This is a genomic window from Roseococcus sp. YIM B11640 (assembly GCF_049727625.1).
Lineage (GTDB): Bacteria > Pseudomonadota > Alphaproteobacteria > Acetobacterales > Acetobacteraceae > Roseococcus.
Genome location: NZ_JBBJOZ010000006.1, coordinates 14,704 through 28,182 on the forward strand (window position 1 = coordinate 14,704; position 13,479 = coordinate 28,182).

General features: G+C 71.7%; 14 protein-coding genes. 6 read left to right on the forward strand and 8 right to left on the reverse strand.

Features of this window, described 5'->3' with window-relative positions:
- Nucleotides 1–27 precede the first annotated feature (27 nt).
- Together WJM96_RS20165 and WJM96_RS20170 are read right to left on the reverse strand one after the other, a co-directional pair.
- A complete protein-coding gene (locus WJM96_RS20165; RefSeq protein WP_424814350.1) occupies nucleotides 28–999 on the reverse strand; it encodes a Bug family tripartite tricarboxylate transporter substrate binding protein in 972 nt (323 codons plus the stop codon).
- A 168-nt stretch (nucleotides 1,000–1,167) separates the two neighbouring features.
- On the reverse strand, nucleotides 1,168–1,950 hold the full coding sequence (locus WJM96_RS20170) for an SDR family NAD(P)-dependent oxidoreductase (protein WP_424814351.1): 783 nt from the start codon (nucleotides 1,948–1,950) through the stop codon (nucleotides 1,168–1,170).
- 38 nt (nucleotides 1,951–1,988) lie between these two features.
- Between WJM96_RS20170 and WJM96_RS20175 the strand changes: the two genes are divergently transcribed.
- From WJM96_RS20175 to WJM96_RS20190, 4 genes are all read left to right on the forward strand, one after another.
- Nucleotides 1,989–2,891 (forward strand): YicC/YloC family endoribonuclease, encoded by a 903-nt coding sequence (locus WJM96_RS20175; protein WP_424814352.1) that lies wholly within the window; start codon nucleotides 1,989–1,991, stop codon nucleotides 2,889–2,891.
- A 28-nt stretch (nucleotides 2,892–2,919) separates the two neighbouring features.
- The gene (gene gmk / locus WJM96_RS20180; protein WP_424814353.1) at nucleotides 2,920–3,567 is read left to right on the forward strand and encodes a guanylate kinase; all 648 of its coding nucleotides are present in this window, start codon (nucleotides 2,920–2,922) and stop codon (nucleotides 3,565–3,567) included.
- A gap of 1 nt (nucleotide 3,568) precedes the next feature.
- Entirely contained in the window at nucleotides 3,569–4,507 is a 939-nt protein-coding gene (locus WJM96_RS20185) for an AEC family transporter (protein ID WP_424814354.1), read from the forward strand.
- Between the two features lie 69 nt (nucleotides 4,508–4,576).
- Complete coding sequence (locus tag WJM96_RS20190) at nucleotides 4,577–4,840, forward strand: hypothetical protein (RefSeq protein ID WP_424814355.1); 264 nt, start codon at nucleotides 4,577–4,579, stop codon at nucleotides 4,838–4,840.
- A 2-nt stretch (nucleotides 4,841–4,842) separates the two neighbouring features.
- On the opposite strand, the gene WJM96_RS20195 is transcribed toward WJM96_RS20190, so the two are convergent.
- The 6 genes from WJM96_RS20195 to WJM96_RS20220 all read right to left on the reverse strand — a co-directional run bounded on the left by WJM96_RS20195 (nucleotide 4,843) and on the right by WJM96_RS20220 (nucleotide 11,691).
- A complete protein-coding gene (locus WJM96_RS20195; RefSeq protein ID WP_424814356.1) occupies nucleotides 4,843–6,327 on the reverse strand; it encodes a Ppx/GppA family phosphatase in 1,485 nt (494 codons plus the stop codon).
- Nucleotides 6,328–6,437: 110 nt separating this feature from the next.
- Nucleotides 6,438–8,621 (reverse strand): RNA degradosome polyphosphate kinase, encoded by a 2,184-nt coding sequence (locus tag WJM96_RS20200; RefSeq protein WP_424814357.1) that lies wholly within the window; start codon nucleotides 8,619–8,621, stop codon nucleotides 6,438–6,440.
- An 8-nt stretch (nucleotides 8,622–8,629) separates the two neighbouring features.
- Nucleotides 8,630–9,343, reverse strand: a complete 714-nt coding sequence (locus tag WJM96_RS20205) for an AAA family ATPase (protein ID WP_424814358.1) — start codon at nucleotides 9,341–9,343, stop codon at nucleotides 8,630–8,632.
- Nucleotides 9,343–10,467, reverse strand: coding sequence for an AI-2E family transporter (locus WJM96_RS20210; RefSeq protein WP_424814359.1), 1,125 nt, complete (start codon nucleotides 10,465–10,467; stop codon nucleotides 9,343–9,345). Before WJM96_RS20210 ends, WJM96_RS20205 begins: the two co-directional genes overlap by 1 nt.
- The gene (locus WJM96_RS20215) at nucleotides 10,464–11,033 is read right to left on the reverse strand and encodes a CDP-alcohol phosphatidyltransferase family protein (RefSeq protein ID WP_424814360.1); all 570 of its coding nucleotides are present in this window, start codon (nucleotides 11,031–11,033) and stop codon (nucleotides 10,464–10,466) included. Before WJM96_RS20215 ends, WJM96_RS20210 begins: the two co-directional genes overlap by 4 nt.
- 13 nt (nucleotides 11,034–11,046) lie before the next feature.
- Nucleotides 11,047–11,691 carry a hypothetical protein gene (locus WJM96_RS20220; protein WP_424814361.1) on the reverse strand — a complete coding sequence of 215 codons (645 nt, stop codon included), beginning with the start codon at nucleotides 11,689–11,691 and terminating at the stop codon, nucleotides 11,047–11,049.
- Nucleotides 11,692–11,730: 39 nt separating this feature from the next.
- On the opposite strand from WJM96_RS20220, the gene purM reads away from it, so the two are divergent.
- Both purM and purN read left to right on the forward strand, forming a co-directional pair.
- Nucleotides 11,731–12,810 carry a phosphoribosylformylglycinamidine cyclo-ligase gene (gene purM, locus WJM96_RS20225; RefSeq protein ID WP_424814362.1) on the forward strand — a complete coding sequence of 360 codons (1,080 nt, stop codon included), beginning with the start codon at nucleotides 11,731–11,733 and terminating at the stop codon, nucleotides 12,808–12,810.
- Between the two features lie 44 nt (nucleotides 12,811–12,854).
- Nucleotides 12,855–13,475, forward strand: a complete 621-nt coding sequence (purN, locus tag WJM96_RS20230; RefSeq protein WP_424814595.1) for a phosphoribosylglycinamide formyltransferase — start codon at nucleotides 12,855–12,857, stop codon at nucleotides 13,473–13,475.
- Nucleotides 13,476–13,479 lie beyond the last annotated feature (4 nt).

Below are 13,479 nucleotides of genomic sequence, written 5' to 3' on the forward strand. Positions count from 1 at the left end.
AAGGCCGCCGCGGCCAGCAGCGCGCGCCTATTCAAGGCGAATGTTCGCGCTGCGCACCAGCTCAGCCATGCTCGCCCGGCCGTCGCGGACGAAGCGGGCGAATTCCTCGGGGCTGCTGCCGACCGGCACGGCGGCGAGCTGCGCCAGGCGCGCCTTCACGGCATCCTCCGCCAGTGTCGCCGCGATGGCGCCATGCAGCGCGGCCAGGATGGGCGCGGGCGTTCCGGCGGGCGCGAAGAGCGACGCCCATTCGCTGAGCTCGATCCCCGGCGTGCCGAGCTCGGCGAAGGTCGGGATCTCGGGGCGCAGCGGCACGCGCTCCTTGGCCGAGACGGCGATGAAGCGCGCGCGGCCGCTATCCACGATCGGTCCCGCCGAGAGCATGGTGATGAAGCAGCCGTCCAGCGTCCCGGCCGCGAGGTCGCGCGCCGCATCGGCGCCGCCGCGATAGGGGACGTGGGTCATCTCGATCCTCGCGGCCTGCGAGAACTGCACCAGGCCGAGATGCCCCGCCGTCGCATTGCCCTGCGTGCCGATGTTCAGCGGCTGGCGCCGGGCGAGGGCGATGAACTCCTCCAGGTTGCGGGCCGGCAGGTCGGCCTTCACCGCCAGCACCTGCGGGAAGGTCACGACCTGGGAGATGGGCGCGAAGGCGGTCGCGTAGTCGAAGGGCAGGCCCCGCAGCAGCGAGGGATTCACCAGGTGGCTGGAGGCATCCATCAGCAGCGTGTGCCCATCGGGTGCCGACCGCGCGACCTCGCCGCCGCCGACCGAGCCGCTGGCCCCGGTGCGGTTCTCGACCACGATGGTCTGGCCCAGGCGCTCGCCCATGCGGGGGGTGATGGCGCGGGTGGCGCTGTCGGCCGCGCCGCCGGCCGCGAAGGGCACGATCATGCGGATGGGGCGGTTCGGGAAAGCCTGGGCCCGGGCGATGCCCGGAAGGCCCAGCGCGGGGAGAGCCCAAGGGAGAGCGAAGGCAGAACGGCGGGTGATCGTCATCTGTGCGGGCTTCCGGGATCGGTTGCTGCGGTCATCCTCTGGCGGTCGGCCAGCGTCAATCATGGAACTGGCATTTGAGACGCCCGATCCTTGCATGTTTCTGACCGGAAACCCCTGCCGAAGGACTTTTTCGTTCGCGGCGCGACGTCCGAACGGCTGGATCGGGCGCTACCCCTTCGAAGCGGGCGGCTTCGGCGGCGGGATCATCAGCAGCCGGTTCCGCCAGGAGGGCGGCAGCGCGCCGACCACCCGCGCCATCGCATAGAGGCGTCGGGGATAGACGATGCGCAGCCGCCCAGCCTGGATGCCGTCCAGTGTGCGGCGGGCGGCTTCTTCGGGCTCCATCAGGAAGGGCATGGGGAAGTCGTTTACCGAGGTCATGGGCGTCCGCACGAAGCCGGGGCAGACGGCGTGCAGGCGGATGCCCCGTTTGCGCTCCGTGGCGTCGCGCGCCTCGGTCCAGCGCTGCGCGGCCGATTTGCTGGCCGAATAGGCGGGCGTGCTGGGCGCGGCCACGAAGGCGGCGATGGAAGCGATCACCGCGATCCGACCCCGCAACCCGTCCGCGCCCGGTGCCTGCGCCGCCATGGCTTCGATGGCGGGGAGCGCCGTGTTCAGCACGCCGCCGAGATTGGTGTCGAAGACCGCGCGCGCATCGGCCGCCGATTCCCAGGAATCGCCCGTGCCGGCGCCCACCCCCGCATTGGCGATGACGAGATCGAGCCGTCCCGCGCCGAGGATCCAGGCCGCCATCGCCTCCGCGTCGCGCACGTCGAGCGCGACGGGCCGGACCTCGGCGCCCTTGGCGCGGCAGGCCGCGGCGACCTCCTCCAGCCGCTCCACCCGCCGCGCGGAGAGGTGCAGCACCACACCGGGCGCCGCGCATTCCAGCGCCAGCGCCGTGCCGATGCCCGAGCTGGCGCCGGTGATCAGCACATTTGCGTAACGCATCCCTGGACTCCGTGACGGGGGCGCGAGAGAAATCCCGCATGACCAAGCGCCTATGCAGCATGACAGGCTTCTCGCGGGAAGCCGGAACCCTGGCGGACGGCACCGCCTTCGCCTGGGAGATGAAAAGCGTGAATGGGCGCGGCCTGGAGCTGCGCTTCCGCCTTCCCGCCGGGCTCGATGCGCTGGAAGGCCCCGCGCGCGAGGCGGCTTCCAAGAAGCTCAAGCGCGGCAATGTCCAGATCGGCCTCGCGCTGCGCAGCGAGACCCGCGCGCCCCTGATGCCCGATCCGGCCGCGCTGGAGCGCGTGCTGGAGCTCGCGACCGGCCTGGCCGCCCGCATCCCGGGTGCCGAGCCGCCGCGCGCCGAGGCGCTGCTCGGCCTTCCCGGCGTCATGCGCGCCGAGCTCGCGGAGCCGAGCGAGGCCGAGGAGGAGGTCCGCCGCGCCGCCCTGATCGCCGCCTTCCAGCGCGCCCTGGCGACGCTCGTCGCCTCCCGTGCCGGCGAGGGCGATCGCCTGCGGGAGATCGTTACCGGCCTGCTCGACGAGATCGAGGCCCTGCGCACCGCCGCCGCCGAGGAGGCCGCGACGCAGCCCGCGCAGCAGCAGGCCCGGCTGATGGAGACGCTGGACGGCCTGCTCGGCGAGAACGGCCGCGCCCGCTTCCCGGAGGAGCGCCTGGCGCAGGAGGTCGCGCTGCTCGCCGCCAAGTCCGATGTGCGGGAGGAGCTGGATCGCCTGGCGGCCCATATCCACGCCGCCCGCGCGCTGGTCGCGGAAGGCGAGGGCGCGGGCCGCAAGCTCGACTTCCTCGTGCAGGAATTCGTGCGCGAGGCGAATACGCTCTGCTCGAAATCGGCGAGCGTGGCGCTGACGCGCATCGGCCTGGACCTCAAGGCCGCAATCGAACGACTCCGGGAGCAGGCCGCCAATGTCGAGTGAGCCGTCGGATCGCGGAGCGGAGCGAAGCGTGAATCCGCCGGCCAGCAACGCGCACGCGGAACGGCGCGGCCTCTGCCTCGTTCTCTCCGCCGCCCCTGGCGTCGGCAAGACCAGCGTCTCCCGCTCCATCCTGGAGACGGAGCCCGAGCTCTCGCTCTCCATCAGCGCCACCACCCGCCAGCCGCGGCCGGGCGAGGTGGAGGGCGTGCACTACTACTTCCACACGCCCGAGACCTTCACGGCGGTCGCCGAAGCCGGCGGCTTCATCGAGCATGCGAGCTTCCTCGGCCGCCACTACGGCACCCCGCGCGAGCCGGTGGAGCGGCAGCTCGCGGCCGGGCGCGACGTGCTCTTCGACATCGAGTGGCAGGGCCATCGCAAGCTGCGCGCGGCGCTTCCCCAGGATGTGGTCGGCATCTTCCTCCTGCCGCCCTCGATGGCGGAGCTGGAGCGCCGCCTGCGCAACCGCGCCCAGGACAGCGACGAGGAGATCGCCCGCCGCGTGGAGGCCGCCCGCGACGAGATCGTCCATTGGAACGAGTTCGACCACGTGCTGGTGAACCGGGACTTCGACCGCACGGTCGCCGAGGTCCGCGCCATCCTGCATGCCGCCCGGAGCCACCGTACGCGCCAACCGCGCTTGCCCGGCTTCGTGGCGGAACTCCTCCAGCGCTGAGATGCGCGACGCCGCCCTCGTCGTGCTGCAGGTGGTGGCGCCGATCTTCGCCATCATCCTGGCGGGCTACCTGGCCGCCAGCCGGCGCTTCATCGACGCGGCCGGATTCAAGGGGCTGAACAGCTTCGCCTTCGGGCTGGCCGCGCCCTCGCTGCTCTTCGCCAGCGGCACGGCAGGGCACCAGGGGGGCGGGGCGGCGGCGCTGGCCTTCTTCCTCGGCGCGGGGCTGCTCTATGCGGCGACGCTGATCGGCGCGCGGGTGGCGGGGCTGCCGCTGGCGCCGTCCGGCGCGCTGGCGCTGGATGTCAGCTACGGCAACACGGTCATGATGGGCATTCCGCTGATCGCGGCGGGCTTCGGGCAGGAAGGGCTCTCGGTGCTCATCGCCATCCTCGCGCTGCACTCGCTGCTGCTGCTGGGCGCCGGCACGGTCATTGCGGAGATCGCGCACAACGCCGACGCCAAGCCGCTGCGCCTGTTGCGTGCGACCATAGGTGGCATGCTCACGAACCCGGTCTTTGTCGCGGTCTTCGCCGCGCTGGTCTGGAGCGCGCTGCACCTGCCCGTGCCGGGGCCCGCGCGCTCGACCCTGCAGATGCTGGGGGCCGCCGCGCCGCCGGTCGCCCTCTTCTGCCTGGGCGGCAGCCTCAACGGCTTCAACGCGCGCGCGGGCTGGCGGCAGACCGGCGTGACGGTGGTGCTGAAGCTCGCCGCTCTTCCCCTGATCGTCTGGGCGATGGCCCGTCTGCTGGGGCTTTCGGATCTGGAAGTGGCGGTCGCGGTGGTGGCCGCCGCCCTGCCGACGGGCGCCAATGCCTTCCTGCTCGCGCGCCGCTATGCGAGCGGGGCGGACGCCTCCGGCGCGGCGGTCCTCGTCTCCACGACCCTTTCCGTCGTCACGCTATCCGTTCTGCTCGGAGCCTTCGCCGGGGTGCGATAGAGACCACCTCTGGTTGCGACAGGAAGGGCGTATTGGAGCCAGGGTGCCCGGCCGGCGGATCATCCGGCCATGGACAACCCGCCCGAACATGGCCTTCGCCTCGACATCTGGCGCAGCTTCCCGGCAGGGCCGCCCGCGATCGAGGACGCGCAGCCGGCCCCGGCGGAGGCGGATGGGCCTCTCACCGAGGATGGGCGGGTGCTTCGCCTCGCCTGCCTGCCGCTCGGAAGCTGGTGCGTCAGCGCGCTGCTGGATGTCTCCACCGACGCCATGCTGGGCATCTTCCTGGTCTCGAGCGTCGTGGCCGTGGCGGCCGGCCTGTTCCGCCGCTGAGCTCAGGTGACCTCGACCACGGGGTCCAGGCCGAGTGCCGCCGCCAGCGCGTCCAGGCGCCGCTGCACGCTCTCACCTGCGAAGACGCCCGCGCCCTGGTGAAGCCGGAGCACGAGCTTGCGGCCCTTGCGCTCCAGCTGGGTGGCTTCCAGCAGCGCGGGCACGCCGCCGCAGAGCGTGTAGGCGAGGCGGAGCGCCGCCGCCTGCGTCTCCGCCCGGCGGACGGTCGCAGCCGAGAGCAGGGTGCGCGCCGGGGTCAGGAAGGGCGCGACGGGGTCGGCCTCGTAGCGAAGCGCGACCACGAGGGCGAGATAGGCGCGGGCATGGTGGTCCAGCCCCACCCCATGCAGCCGCAGCAGCCGTAGGAAGGATTGCTCGGCGCGGTATTCGGGATGGTCGCGGGAGCCGCTGTCGCTGATCCAGCAGGCGGCGGCGCGCAGTGCGCGGTCGACGTCGCCTCCCTCGGCCGCGGGCTCGGTCCAGCGCAGCAGGACCTCGGGCAGGGCAGCGTCGCGCCCGAGCCGCAGGCCGATCTCCATGGCGGCGGCCAGCAGCGGGTCGCGCGCGCGCTCCGTCGCCGAGAGCCGGCGGCCGTACCACCCCTCGCGCAGCCCGTTGCCCGAGAACACGACGCGCGCGGCGCCGGAGGCGCGCAGCAGGCGCCGCAGCACCACCGCCGCGAAGGGCAGGTCGGAGACGCGCTTGGTCGGCGCCGCCGGCATGCGCTCCAGCTGCTTGCGCGGCGCCGTCATCACCACGCCGGCGAGGTCCCGCGCTTCCTCGCGGCGGATCGCATAGTGATGGACGATGGCCAGCGGATAGCCGGTCTGGGCGATGTGCATGCGGGCCAGCGCGCGGAAGGTGCCGCCGACGAGGAAGAGGTCCTTCAGCGGCTCGGCGCCCAGCCAGGGGACGCGCTTGAGCTCCGTCTCCACGATGCCCCGCGCCTTGCCGATATCCTCCTCGGCTCGTTCGGAGAGGCGGATGGTGCCGATGGGCAGGGAGGCGGTTTCGACGATCCGCCCCTGCACGAGCTTCACCAGCTCCAGCGAGCCGCCGCCCAGGTCTCCCAGCACGCCATCCGCCATGGGCACGCCCAGCAGCAGCCCATCGGCCGAGAGCCGCGCTTCCTCGTCGCCCGAGAGGATCGAGATGTTCGAGCCCGGCATCACGGATTCGAGCCCGGCGATGAAGGCGGGCCCGTTGGTGGCGTCGCGCACGGCGGCGGTGGCCAGCACCTCCACCGGGTCGGCGCCCATGCCCTGGGCCAGGGCATGGTACCGGCGCAGCACCGTCAGCGTCTGCTCGGCCGCTTCCTCGTTCAGCTTGCCGGTCGCCTGCAGCCCGCGGCCGAGGCCGAGGACGGCCTTCTCGTTGAAGATCGTGTGCGGATTGCGCAGCAGCCCCTCGAAGACGACGAGGCGCACGGAATTGGACCCGAGATCGACCACGCCGAAGCGCGGCTTTTCGGGGGAAGTCGAAGTCATGCGGGATTCCACGAAGTGTCGTCTGCAGGCGCCGAAGGCGGCCGCGCGCCCGAGGGGGCGCCGCGCCTGACGGCGGATAGGCCGCGATCCGCGAGCGGGAACTTCATCCGTTAATCCTGTTGCAGCCGGTCGGCCTTCTTGCGGGCACTGCGCGCGGGCTGGTGCAGGGCGGAGCCGCGGCCGGAGAGGGATGGGTTCGTCATGAAGTACTCATGCGCCGAGAAGGCGCGCGGGTCCGGCGTCTGCCGGCGCCAGGTTCCGTCAGCCTCGAGGTTCCAGCTCTGCGCCGCGTCCTTGAGGTTGGTCACCATGATCTGGTCCAGCACCTGGGCGTGCACGGTCGGGTTCTCCACCGGCACCATGGTCTCCACGCGCCAGTCCATATTGCGCGCCATCCAGTCGGCGCTGCTGATGTAGACGCGAGCGCGGCGGCTGGGCAGGCGGTGGCCGTTGCCGAAGACGTAGATGCGGCTGTGCTCCAGGAAGCGCCCGACGATGCTCTTCACCTGGATATTCTCGGAGAGGCCGGGCACCCCGGGGCGCAGGCAGCAGATGCCGCGCACCACGCACTCGATCTTCACGCCGGCCTGGCTCGCGCGGTAGAGCGCGTCGATCAGGTCCCGGTCCACGAGGCTGTTCATCTTGAGCCAGATGCCGGCCGGCTTGCCCTCGCGCGCGAAGGCGGCCTCCTGCTCGATGAGGCCGGTCAGCGTCGGGCGGATGGTCAGCGGCGAGAAGGCCAGCTTCTCCATCGTCTCGGGCCGGGCATACCCGGTCATGTAGTTGAAGAGCTTCTGCGCGTCGCGCGTCAGGCCCGGATCCGTCGTGAAGAAGGAGAGGTCGGTGTAGATGCGCGCGGTGATCGGGTGGTAGTTGCCCGTGCCGAAATGCACGTAGCTGCGCAGGCCGCCGCCCTCGCGCCGCGTGACCAGGCTGATCTTCGCGTGGGTCTTGAGCTCGACGAAGCCGTAAACGACCTGCACGCCCGCCGCTTCCAGCTCGCGCGCCAGGGCGATGTTGCGCTCCTCGTCGAAGCGGGCCTTCAGCTCCACCATGGCGGTGACGGACTTGCCCGCATCGGCCGCCTCGATCAGCGCGCGCGCGATCGGGCTGTCGCGGCTGGTGCGGTAGAGCGTCTGCTTGATGCCCACCACGTTCGGGTCGCGAGCGGCCTGGCGCAGGAACTGCACCACCACGTCGAAGCTCTCGTAGGGATGGTGGACGACGATGTCCTTCGCGCGGATCGCCGCGAAGCAGTCGCCGCCGAAATCCAGGATGCGTTCGGGGAAGCGGGGCGTGTAGGGCGTGAAGAGCAGGTCGGGCCGGTCGTCGACGATCAGCGCCTTGAGATCGGCGGCGCCGAGCAGCCCTTCCACCACGAAGATGGAGTTGCGGTCCGCCTCCAGCTCCTCGGCCACGAACTCCACCATGTCGGCAGGCATGCGCGCCTCGACGGCGAGGCGGATGGCGCGGCCGCGGCGGCGGCGCTTCAGCGCGGTCTCGTAGGAGCGGACGAGGTCCTCAGCCTCTTCCTCGAACTCCACGTCGGTGTCGCGGATGAGGCGGAAGAGGCCGCGCTCGGCGGGGATGAAGCCGGGGAAGAGGTGCTTCAGGTTCAGCGCCACCACATCCTCGAGCAGCGCGAAGCGGATCCCGCCTTCGGGGCCGGCCGGAAGGCGGATGAAACGGTCCAGTTGCGACGGCAAGGTCAGCAGCGCGCGCATCGTGCCGCCATCCTCCTCCCGCACCAGCTTCAGCACCATGCAGAGCGCGAGGTTGGAGATGAAGGGGAAGGGATGCGCCGGGTCCACCGCGAGCGGCGTGAGCACGGGGAAGAGGCGTTCCTGGAAGTAGGATTCGAGCCACTCGATCTCGGCTGGCAGCAGCTCCTCGGCGTCGAGGACGGCGAGGCCGGCGGGCCGCAGCAGGTGCCGCAGGGTGCGCCAGGCTTCCTGCTGCCCGTCGATCAGCGTCATGGCCCGGGCCTGCACGGCGGCCAGCTGCTGCGTGGCGGTGAGGCCGTCGGGCGAATGGGCCTGGATGCCCTCGCGCTCCTGCCCCGCGAGGCCGGCGACGCGCACGGAATAGAACTCGTCGAGGTTGGAGCCGGAGATGGCGACGAAGCGCAGCCGCTCCAGCAGCGGGTGCTGCGGGTTCGCGGCTTCCTCCAGCACGCGGGTGTTGAAGTCCAGCCAGGAGAGCTCCCGGTTGAAGAAGCGTGAGGGCTCCGCCATCGGGTCGGGGCCCGGCGTGGCGGGGAGGATGGCGGCTGGGAGCGTTTCTGCGCTGGACATGGCGGCTCCTATAGCAGGGCCGCGCTGGGTGGCACGGCGTCAGACGCATCTGTCCCTGAACCGTCATCCAGCAGCGGAGCGAGCGCCGCGAGTGCGGCGGACCGGGTGAGGCGGCGCCCCGCGGCCAGCGAGGCGCGGTCGAGCCGCGCCACCGCCTCGGCCATGGCGCCGGCGCTGCGGGGCAGCATCAGCGGCAGCGCGTTCAGCAGCCCGGCGTCGAGGTGAAGCTGCCGGTCCGCGAGGTGCTTCACCAGCAGCGCGCGCAGCAGCGCGTCCGAGGGCTCGCCCAGCATCACCACGGCGGTCGCGGCGAGGCGCGAGCGCAGGTCCGGCAGCGCCACCCGCCAGCGGGAGGGCGGATTCGGCGCGGCCATGAGCAGCGGCACCCGCGCCTCGGCGCAGGCGTTGATGAGATGGAAGAGCGCGGCCTCCTCGCCCGGGATGTCGGCCTCATCGAGCGCGACGCCGGTGGTGGGGCTGGGCGGCAGGCCCCGGAGCGCCGGGCCTTCCAGGACCGTCCAGCCCTGCTCGGCCGCGGTGGCGCGCAGAAGATGCGTCTTGCCGCTGCCGGGCGGGCCCGCGATGAGCAGCCGCCGCTCGGGCCAGAGCGCCGGGGAGGCCAGCCAGCGGCGGACTTCCTCGTTGCTCGGATCGGCCACGAAATCTTCCGCCGCGTAGGAGATCTCGTGGAAGATCGGCAGGGCCAGCTGCGAAGCGCGCATCACATTCCCGTCCTTGGAGGGTCCAGGTAGAGCGGACTTTCCAGGTAGCGCCTCAGCCAGTGGCGCGCCAGCACCCCGATGGCCGCGGCGATGGGCACGGCCAGCAGCACGCCCAGGAAGCCGAAGGCCACGCCGCCCGCGAAAAGGGCGAAGATGACCCAGACCGCGTGCAGCTCCACGCGATCTCCCAGCAGGCGGGGATAGATCACGTAGCCTTCGACGAACTGGCCCGTCAGGAAGATGGCCAGCACCCAGAGCACCCCGTTCCAGTCGCCCCACTGGCCGATGGCCAGCAGCAGCGCCAGCGCCAGCCCGGTCATGGAGCCGACATAGGGAATGAAGGAGAGGATGCCCGCCAGCAGCCCGATGGTGAGACCGAGCTCCAGCCCGATCAGCGACAGCGCCGTGGCGTAGTAGATCGCGAGGATCAGGCAGCAGAGCAATTGCCCGTGCAGCCAGGCGGAGAGCACGCGGTCGATATCGCGCGCGATCTGGCGGATGCCGGTGGCGGAGCGGCGGGGCAGCCAGCTCTCGATCCGCGCCATCATCGCCTGCCAGTCGCGCAGCAGGTAGAAGCTCATGACCGGCGTCACGATGGCGAGCGTGAAGACGTTGAACAGCGCGAAGCCGCCGCCGATGAGGCGCGTCGCGGCCGTGCCGAGCCAGGCCACCATGGCGCCCGCCTGGGCGATCACGAGCTCGCGCAGGCGGGAGCCCACGATCTCCGGCCCCGCCGCGCGCTCGGCCGAATCCAGGAGGTCGCGCAGCGCGGCGCTGATGGAGCTGACATAGCCGGGCAGCTTGGCCAGCAGGATCCCGACCTGGGCCACGATGAGCGGATAGAGCAGCAGCAACGCCAGGAGCGTGGCCAGGGCCATGAGCAGGATGAGGAACAGCGAGGCAAAGGCCCGCGGCACCCCCCAGCGCGCCATGCGGCTGGCCAGGGGGTCGAGGAAATAGGCGATGCAGGCGGCCAGCACGAAGGGCGTGAGGATGGTGGAGAACAGCCACAGCCCCAGGACCAGCGCCGCCAGCACGCCCAGCGTCAGCATCAGCCGCTGCCGGCGGGTCGCGACCATGGGGCCGGGGCGGCCCCGGCCCGGGGCGGGCGCGCTGTCGCTCATGCGGCCGGTCCGCGCAGGCGGGCCGCGCCCGCGATCACGTAGGAGATGCCCGACCAGACGGTGGTCGCCGCGACCAGCCAGATGAAAATCGTCAGAATCCCGTCCATCTCCACCCCGAATCCCAGGGAGAACAATGCAAGCGTGGCCAGCGCCAGTTGCAGCGCGGTGTTCAGCTTCGAGACATAGAGCGGCCGCACGCCGCCGCCCACGCCCAGCATCCAGAGCAGCACGGCGCCGCCCAGGATCACCACGTCCCGGAAGACGACCAGGATGGCCAGCCAGTCGGGCAGGGCGCCGATGGCGGCCAGGGTGACATAGACTGAGACGAGAAGCGCCTTGTCCGCCAGCGGATCGAGCATCGCGCCGATCGCGCTGCGGGAATTGGTGTAGCGGGCCAGCCAGCCGTCCAGCGCGTCGGAGATCCCGGCCGCCAGGAACAGGCCGAAGGCCCATTCCAGCCGATGGTGCATGATGAGCCAGACGGTCGCCGGCACGGCCGCGAGGCGCGCGAGCGTGATCAGGTTCGGGAGCGTCAGAAGAAGGTGGGACGGCTCTCCCGGCAGCATGGGCGAAGGGCGTTCAGCCCCCGCCAAGACCCACCTGCCAGCTTCCCCCGGACGGGCTGACCGCGATGCCGGCGGCGCCGAGGGCCGAGGCGGCCTCGGAAGGCTGCTGCCGCAGGCCGAGGCGGTATTGGGCGGCGTCGGTCGAGATCGACATGATCTCCATATTCGCGACGATGCCCGAGGCGCGGAGCCGGCGGCGGATCTCCAGCCACTCCTGGAAGGAGTTGAACTGGCTCGCGGCCTCCACATAGGCCTGGGTGGCGGCGGGCAGGTTCAGCGGCATGCCGGTGCCGGCATAGCTCTGCCCCGGCACCGAGCGCCCGGTGGCCGAGGCGACGCGGCCCGGCGCGAACTGCACCGTCAGCCGGCCCGAGTAGCGGGTCGGGGTGGTGCGCTCCTGCTCCACGATCAGGGCCGCGACCATGCTGTCGAGCTGCGAGTCGGAGGGGGTGGAGCCGGAGATGCCCATCGCCTCCGCCATGCGCTGGTAGGCGATGCGGCGCGCGCTGGCATAGGCCTGGTCGCGCGCGGCGACGGCGTTGTCGGCCGTCGCTTCTGCAGGGACGCCCCGCTGTACGAGGGGGTTGTCCTGCGCCGCCAGCGGGGGGCAAAAGAGCACCGCCATGAGCAGGGCCGCCAATAGGTGTCTTGCCGTCACGGCGTCGATCCTCGAAACCACTGGCCCGGGTTTAACCCATTGGAGGCGGCCCTGAACAGTTCCGAGAAGAACGGCCTCACCTACGCCCAGGCAGGCGTGGACATCGAGGCCGGCGATGCGCTGGTGGAGCGGATCAAGCCGCACGCCCGCAGCACCAACCGCAAGGGCAGCATGGGCGGGCTCGGCGGCTTCGGCGCGCTGTTCGACCTGAAGGCGGCCGGCTTCACCGATCCCGTCCTCATCAGCTCGACCGACGGCGTGGGCACCAAGCTGCGCCTGGCCATCGAGGCCGGCGTCCACGAGCATGTGGGCGTGGACCTCGTCGCCATGTGCGTGAACGACCTCGTGGTGCAGGGCGGCGAGCCGCTGTTCTTCCTGGATTATTTCGCGACCGGAAAGCTGGACGTCGAGCAGGCCGCGACCGTCGTCGCCGGCATCGCCGAGGGCTGCCGGCAGGCCGGCTGCGCCCTGGTGGGCGGCGAGACGGCCGAGATGCCGGGCATGTACCATGGCGGCGACTACGACCTCGCGGGCTTCTCGGTCGGCGCCGCCGAGCGCGGTGACCTGTTGCCCAAGCAGGATGTCGGCCCCGGCGACGTGCTGATCGGCCTCGGCAGCTCGGGCGTGCATTCCAACGGCTTCTCCCTGGTGCGCCGGGTGATCGAGGCCTCCGGCGCCGTGCTGGGCGAGCCCGCGCCCTTCGCGCCGGAGCAGACCCTGGCCGCGGCGCTGCTGGTGCCGACGCGCATCTATGTCCGCAGCCTGCTGGCCCTGCACCGCGCCGGCGTCCTGAAGGCGGCCGCCCACATCACGGGCGGCGGCCTGCCGGGCAACCTGCCCCGCGTGCTGCCGGACGGCGTGGCCGCCGAGGTGGAGGCTGGGTCCTGGCCGTTGCCGCCGGTCTTCGCCTGGCTCTCGCGCGCGGGCGGCGTCGCGGAGGCCGAGATGCTGCGCGTCTTCAACTGCGGCCTGGGCATGGTCGTGGTGGTGGCGCCCGAGGACGTGACCGAGGCCCTCGCCATCCTGGGCGGCGCGGGCGAGCTGGCCTGGCAGGTCGGCCGCCTCATCCCCGCCTCCGGCGAGGCCGAGGTGGTCATGCAAGGCAGCCTGCCGCTTTGAGCCAGCCGCGCGTCGCGATCCTGATCTCGGGGCGCGGGTCCAACATGACCGCGCTGCTGAAGGCGGCGGAGCGCCCCGGATACCCGGCGAGGATCGCGCTGGTCCTCTCCAACACGGCGGATGCGGCCGGGCTGGAATACGCCAGGGCGGCCGGCATCGAGACCGCCGTGGTGGCGAGCCGCGGCCGCACCCGCCCCGATTTCGAGGCCGAGCTGCTGGCGACCCTCGCCCAGCATCGCATCGAGATCGTAGCGCTGGCCGGCTTCATGCGCGTGCTGACCGAGGATTTCGTCCGGGTCTGGGAGGGGCGGATGATCAACATCCATCCGTCGCTGCTGCCTTCCTTCCCCGGGCTCGATACCCATGCCCGGGCGCTCGCGGCCGGCGTGCGCCTGCATGGGTGCACGGTGCATCTGGTGAATGCGGGCGTGGACGAGGGGCCGATTCTCGCCCAGGCGGCGGTCCCCGTGGCTGCTGACGATACCGAGGCGAGCCTGGCCGCCCGCGTGCTGGAGCAGGAGCACCGGCTCTACCCGGCGGCGCTGTCCTGGCTGGCAGCCGGGTTGGTGCGGCTGGAGGGCGGCGTGGCGCGCATCGCGGCGGAAACCGCGACCGTGGCGCTCGCGAACCCCTTGCCCGAGCGCGCCTTCATTCGTAGAGACTGATCGG

What these genes read in the sequence shown, in the direction of transcription:
- WJM96_RS20165 (WP_424814350.1), bottom strand. Translation starts at nt 999, where the DNA reads ATGACGATCACCCGCCGTTCTGCCTTCGCTCTCCCTTGGGCTCTCCCC.
- WJM96_RS20170 (WP_424814351.1), bottom strand. Translation starts at nt 1,950, where the DNA reads ATGCGTTACGCAAATGTGCTGATCACCGGCGCCAGCTCGGGCATCGGC.
- WJM96_RS20175 (WP_424814352.1), top strand. Translation starts at nt 1,989, where the DNA reads ATGACCAAGCGCCTATGCAGCATGACAGGCTTCTCGCGGGAAGCCGGA.
- WJM96_RS20185 (WP_424814354.1), top strand. Translation starts at nt 3,569, where the DNA reads ATGCGCGACGCCGCCCTCGTCGTGCTGCAGGTGGTGGCGCCGATCTTC.
- WJM96_RS20190 (WP_424814355.1), top strand. Translation starts at nt 4,577, where the DNA reads ATGGACAACCCGCCCGAACATGGCCTTCGCCTCGACATCTGGCGCAGC.
- WJM96_RS20195 (WP_424814356.1), bottom strand. Translation starts at nt 6,327, where the DNA reads ATGACTTCGACTTCCCCCGAAAAGCCGCGCTTCGGCGTGGTCGATCTC.
- WJM96_RS20200 (WP_424814357.1), bottom strand. Translation starts at nt 8,621, where the DNA reads ATGTCCAGCGCAGAAACGCTCCCAGCCGCCATCCTCCCCGCCACGCCG.
- WJM96_RS20205 (WP_424814358.1), bottom strand. Translation starts at nt 9,343, where the DNA reads ATGCGCGCTTCGCAGCTGGCCCTGCCGATCTTCCACGAGATCTCCTAC.
- WJM96_RS20210 (WP_424814359.1), bottom strand. Translation starts at nt 10,467, where the DNA reads ATGAGCGACAGCGCGCCCGCCCCGGGCCGGGGCCGCCCCGGCCCCATG.
- WJM96_RS20215 (WP_424814360.1), bottom strand. Translation starts at nt 11,033, where the DNA reads ATGCTGCCGGGAGAGCCGTCCCACCTTCTTCTGACGCTCCCGAACCTG.
- purN (WP_424814595.1), top strand. Translation starts at nt 12,855, where the DNA reads ATGACCGCGCTGCTGAAGGCGGCGGAGCGCCCCGGATACCCGGCGAGG.